This window comes from Burkholderia sp. Ac-20379, assembly GCF_017104645.1.
Lineage (GTDB): Bacteria > Pseudomonadota > Gammaproteobacteria > Burkholderiales > Burkholderiaceae > Burkholderia.
Window position 1 is genome coordinate 1 of the sequence record NZ_JAAGPF010000404.1, and the last position, 5,719, is coordinate 5,719.

The 5,719-nt window shown below is 69.1% G+C and carries 3 protein-coding genes and 2 pseudogenes; 2 read left to right on the top strand and 3 right to left on the bottom strand.

Annotation, left to right across the window (positions count from 1 at the left end; genetic code table 11):
• Positions 1-216: 216 nt before the first annotated feature.
• A pseudogene (locus tag G3N92_RS35175) lies at positions 217-543 on the bottom strand (transposase); the annotation flags it as partial.
• 250 nt (positions 544-793) lie between these two features.
• Here G3N92_RS35175 and G3N92_RS30005 point away from each other — a divergent pair.
• Both G3N92_RS30005 and G3N92_RS30010 read left to right on the top strand, forming a co-directional pair.
• A complete protein-coding gene (locus G3N92_RS30005; RefSeq protein ID WP_206131187.1) occupies positions 794-3,151 on the top strand; it encodes an ATP-binding protein in 2,358 nt (785 codons plus the stop codon).
• Between the two features lie 105 nt (positions 3,152-3,256).
• Positions 3,257-3,697 (top strand): response regulator, encoded by a 441-nt coding sequence (locus tag G3N92_RS30010; protein WP_206131188.1) that lies wholly within the window; start codon positions 3,257-3,259, stop codon positions 3,695-3,697.
• Between the two features lie 49 nt (positions 3,698-3,746).
• Here the strand turns inward: G3N92_RS30010 and G3N92_RS30015 are convergent, their stop codons facing one another.
• Together G3N92_RS30015 and G3N92_RS30020 are read right to left on the bottom strand one after the other, a co-directional pair.
• Positions 3,747-5,408: an ATP-binding protein gene (locus G3N92_RS30015; protein ID WP_206131189.1), complete on the bottom strand. Its 1,662-nt coding sequence runs from the start codon at positions 5,406-5,408 to the stop codon at positions 3,747-3,749.
• A gap of 16 nt (positions 5,409-5,424) precedes the next feature.
• A pseudogene (locus G3N92_RS30020) lies at positions 5,425-5,719 on the bottom strand (heme oxygenase); the annotation flags it as partial.

Below are 5,719 nucleotides of genomic sequence, written 5' to 3' on the forward strand. Positions count from 1 at the left end.
TACATCCACTGTGTCGTCATCTTACAGCTCTATACACCCACGCGTGTGCAATCTCACCGCATCCGCATCATTTTTTTTTTCACCCCCCGCCCACCCCCGACACCGCCACTGCCACCAACACTCTTCCCCTCCCCGACGCTCTTCCGCTCTCGCTCCGGCCGCGGCTGCCGCGATCACGGCGGCGCGCACCTCGGCCGCCGCCGCGCGCTTCGGCCGCGATTCGATCTGCACGCGCGACCAGTCCACGCGCGCGGCCGAGCGCATCTGGCCCATCAGCACGGCGTGGATCTGGGTCCACACGCCGGCCTGCTGCCAGTCGCGCAGACGCCGCCAGCAGCTCATGCCCGAACCGAAGCCCATCTCCTGCGGCAGTTGCCCCCACGGAATGCCAGTTTCGAGCACGTACAGGATGCCGGCCATCACGGCGCGATCCCCGAGCGGCTTGCGGCCCGGGTAGCGCGTGCGGCGCGCCTTGGCCGGGGGAATCAGAGGCTGGATCATCGACCACAGCGCGTCGTCGAGCGTCGGCATCGCTTCGTTCATGGCTCTCTCGCATTGGAATTCTCGGTGCCCATTAAAGCGAGCCACCCTGCCCTTGTCTGTCCTGTAAATCCGGTCCACGCACAAGATCGGAGGCCCGCCCGGCGGGCTTTCTGCGATCGCACGCCCCCGCTCGCGCGACGCCGTTCCGCGATCGCAGGCACGCCTTCGGGCGATGCGTCCGGCGCGGCGGCGCGCCCCCGCCGCCCGCGCGCGCTGTGCGAAAATGCCCGCACCCCAGCCCGGAGAGCCCATGGCAGCCTCGATCCCGTCCGTTTCCGATCCGAACGACGCCGACTGCGCGCGCGAACCCATCCACATCCCCGGCGGCATCCAGCCGCACGGCTTCCTGCTGTCGATCGACGATGCGGGCCGCGTCCTGCAGGCCAGCGAAAACGCCGTCGAACTGGTGGGCGGCGCGCCCGACGCGCTGCCGGGCCGCATGCTGGCGAGCTTCGTCGGCGAGGCCTGGGCCGTCACGATCCTCGCCGCGCTGCGCGAGCACGATCCGAACGGGCTGCCGCTCTACGTCGGCTCGATGGACGACCCGCGCTCCGACAGCCCGCGCCGCTCGCCGTTCGCGATCGTCGTGCACCGCCACGACGGCCTCGCCTTCGTCGAACTCGAACCGGCGCGCGGCACCATCGATGTGTTCTCGTCGATGTATCCGCTGGTGCGCACGTTCATCAACCGGCTGCAGGACGTGCAGACCACCGCCGACCTGGCCGAGCTGGCCGCCGGCGAGGTGCAGCGCATCACGGGCTTCGGCCGCACGCTGGTCTACAGCTTCGACGAGCAGGGCAACGGCCACGTGCTGGCCGAGCGCATCGAGCCGGGCTACGCGTCGTACGCCGACCAGCACTTCCCGGCCTCCGACATCCCCTCGCAGGCGCGCGCGCTCTACGTGCGCAACCGCATCCGCCTGATCGCCGACGCCGATTACCGCCCGGTGCCGCTGGTGCCGCCGCTGCATCCGTCCACGGGCCGCCCCACCGATCTGACCTACGCGTCGCTGCGCAGCGTCTCGCCGGTGCACGTGCAATACATGAAGAACATGCGCACGTATTCGTCGATGTCGATGTCGATCGTGGTGCGCGGCAAGCTGTGGGGGCTGATCTCGTGCCACCACGACACCGCGCGCGTGCCGCCGTTCGAGGTGCGCACCGCCTGCGAGCATGTCGCGCAGGTGCTGTCGCTGCAGATCGAGGCCAAGGAGGATCACGCCGAGGCCGAACTGCGGCTCGATTTGCGGCACATGCTGGCGCGGCTGCTGGCCTCGATGGCCGATACCGAAAGCTTCGTCGACGCACTGGCCGCCGATCCGGTCGATCTGCTCAAGCTGACCCACGCGTCGGGCGTGGCGATCGTGTTCGAGGGCCGCGTGGTGCTGGCCGGCATCACGCCGCCCGAGGCGCAGGTGGGCGAGCTGGTCAAATGGCTCGACACGCAGATCGAGGAAGTGTTCTGGACCGACAATCTCGCGCGCGACGTGCCGGTGATCGAGGCCAGCCCCGATTACGCGGGCGCGCTGGCCGTGTCGATCTCGCGCCTGTTCCGCAACTACATCGTGTGGTTCCGGCCCGAGGTGGTGAAGACCATCAAATGGGCCGGCGACCCGCGCGAGAAGCTCGCGCCGCTGGCCGATTCGCTGTCGCCGCGCAAGAGCTTCGACGTGTGGACCGACACCGTGCGCGGCTTCTCGCCCGCGTGGCGGCCGGCCGAACGCGAGATCGCGCTCGATTTCCGCACCGCGCTGCTCGGCATCGTGTTGCGCCGCGCCGAGGAAATGGCCGAGCTGGCGCTCGAACTGGGCCGCGCCAACCAGGAGCTCGAGGGCTTCTCGTACACCGTCTCGCACGACCTGCGCGCGCCGCTGCGCCATATCGTCGGGTTCGCCGATCTGCTGCAGGAAATGGAGATGGCGAACCTGTCCGAGCGCGGCCGGCATTTCGTCGAGCGGATCGTCAATTCGGCGCGCGTGGGCGGCAAGCTGGTGGACGATCTGCTGGCGTTCTCGCGCATGGGCCGCTCGGCGCTGCGCCCGCAGCGCGTAGATCTCGACGCGATGCTGGCCACGCTGATCGCCGACGCCGACAAGGAAGCCGCGCCGCGCCAGCTCGTCTGGCAAACCGGCACGCTCGGCACGGTGATGGCCGACCCGGTGCTGATCCACCTGGTACTGCGTAATTTGGTGGAGAACGCTGTAAAATTCTCCACCGCTCGCACCCCCGCGCGCATCGAAATCGGGCGCTACGCGGGCCAACGCGAGCTGGCCGGGCACGACGTGTTCTTCGTCGGCGACAACGGCGTGGGCTTTGACATGCGCTATGTCGACAAGCTGTTCGGCGTCTTCCAGCGGCTCCATCACGTCGAGGAATTCGACGGCACTGGCATCGGTCTTGCTTCTGTCAAGCGGATCGTCGAGCGCCACGGCGGAAAAGTCTGGGCGCACGGCGAACCCGATCGCGGCGCGACGATCTCGTTCACGCTGCCTCGCGTGTTCGCCGGCGCGGACGTCGAACTCGAGGAAACCTCGAACAGCGCCGCGGCGCGGCTCGAAGCGCTGGCACCGGCGCGACGTTCGAAATCGGTGCCGAAAGATCAGAAATAACGCGAGCGCACGTGGCATTGGCCTGCCGGCCGGCTTCGTGCGACACTCGCGTCGGCCCGGTGCGGGCGCCATTCCGGCATCGGCAATTCAAGCAATGGAGCAAGCGTGTTAAGACCGATTCTTCTCGTTGAAGACAACCCCGACGACATCGAATTGACGATGATCGCGCTCGAAAAGACCCGGCTCGCGAACCCCGTGGTATCGGTGCGGGACGGCGAGGAAGCGCTGCAGTTCCTGCGCCGCGAGGGCAAGTGGGCCGACCGCCCCGACCAGAGCCCGGCCGTGATCCTGCTCGACAAGAAGCTGCCGAAGATCGACGGTCACGAAGTGCTGAAGATCGTGCGCGGCGACAGCAACCTGCGCCACATTCCGGTGGTGATGCTCACGTCGTCGCGGGAAGAGAAGGATCTGCTGCGCAGCTATGACCTTGGCGTGAACGCCTACGTGGTGAAGCCGGTGGCGTTCGACGATTTCATGGCCGCGATCAACGATCTCGGCATGTTCTGGGCGGTGCTGAACGAACCGCCGCCCTACCAGCAGCGCTGACACCGCGCGCGAGGCCGGCCTCGCGCCGCCCCGCCCGCCGGGCAGGACGTCAGACGAACTTCGGCAGCCGTACGCGGAACGTGGCGCCCTGCGCCGGGCCGTCGCTCTCGGCGACGATCTCGCCGCCCTGCCGGTCCATCAGATTGCGCGCCAGCCACAGGCCGAGGCCCAGCCCGGCGATGCGGCCGCCACCGTCGACGGTCGATTGCTGGAAGCGCTCGAACACGCGCTCGTGCATGCCGGCCTCGATGCCGCGGCCGGTATCGCGCACCACCAGCTCCACCCGGTCGCCCGTGCACGCGATCGACACCTCGATCGTGCCTTCCTGCGTGAACTTCACGGCATTCGACAGCAGGTTCCAGACGATCTGCTTCATGCGGTGCTCGTCGGCCATCACCATGGCCGGCATCAGGCGGTCGGCGAGCAGCGTCAGCCCCTTCGCCTCCACCATCACGCGCATGTCCTCGATCACGATGCCGGCCAGCGCGCCGAGATCGACCGGGCGCGGCAGCACCGACAGCTTGCCGGTGACGATCGCGCCGCTGTCGAGCAGGTCGTCCACCATGTGCGCGAGCTGGCGGCCGTTGCGGTTGATCACCTCGCCCGCGCGCGCCACCAGGGAAGGCTCGGGCGAGCGCCGCATCAGTTCGCACCAGGTCAGGATCGCGTTGAGCGGCGAGCGCAGCTCATGGCTGACCGTGGTGATGAAGTGATCCATCGCGGTGGCCAGGCGCTCGCTTTCCTCGCGGGCGCGCTTCTCGGCCGCCGCCGTGGCCTGGGTTTCGAGCTCGGCCTGCTTGCGATCGGTGATGTCGAGCGTGAAGCCGAGCACCGAGCTCAGTTCGCCGTTGCCGTGATAGCGGCCCACGCCGCGCACGAGAATCCAGCGCGGCACGCCGACCCGCCAGCCCACCCGGAAATCCACCTCGAACTGGCCGTGCGCGTCGAGCGCGTGCGTCATCGCGGCGTGCAGGCGCGAACGGTCGTCGGGATGCACGATCTCGTCGAACCAGCGCCCGCGCGTGAGCACCTCGTCGAGCGCCACGCCGAGATTGGTGCGGCATTGATCGGTGCATTCGATGCGGCCCGTCTGCGGCTCCATCTCCCAGGCGCCGACCTGCGAGAACGCCATCGCGATCTCGAGCCGCTCCTGGTGCTCGCGCAACTGCGCGCGCGCCTCGTCGGCCACCACCTGCCGCAGTTGCGCCTGCGAACGCAGCTTGGCGCGCTCGCGCTGATCGCGTTCGTACTCGGCCACATGCTCGGTGGCTTCGCTGACAAGCACCGCCATCGCGCCGGCCAGCGCCGGATCGGCCGACACCAGCGGCGTGGTCTTGATGCGCCAGTAGCGCGGCACGGGCAGCGCCGCCGGATCGCCGCCTTCGTGCGACATCGGCATCTCGTAGCGGAACACCGGCGACCACGCCGATTCGCGGCCCGGGTTCGACTGCAGCACGTCGTCGAGCCAGGCGCGGCGCGCCTCGCGCTGCGCGGCCGTGCCGAACTGGTTGATGTCGTGGATGCGCAGGCCGACCACCGCGTCGAGGGACACGCCGAGCAGCTCCAGATAGCGCCGGTTCGCCAGCACCACCTCGTGCTGCGCATCGACGATCAGATAGGCTTCGGGCAGACAGTCGAAAGCGGCCGCCGCCGCGCTCAACGCGGCGATGTCGTGACGGGGATTCAGGGCGTCGGCGCGGAACTCGTTCATGGTTGCGCGGCTCGCCTCAGGCCGCCACGACGGCGGCGCGATGCGCGCCGGCCAGGCCGACCAGGCGGTCGAACGCCTCGCTCGCGCCACGGCAGGCGTCGGCGATCTGGGCCGGCGCGACGACGTCCGCGGCCAGCCCGCGCACGAACGCCTTCCAGCGCGCGGACAAGCCGTTGCGGCCGGTGGCGAGGAAGCCGAGCGGATGCGGCGCGAGCCGCTCGTGCAGGCGTTGATACAGCACCGCGCCGCCCATCTGCGACCCCTCGATCACGTAACTCGCGCCCCAGCGGTAGGCGCTCGTCGCGCCGGCG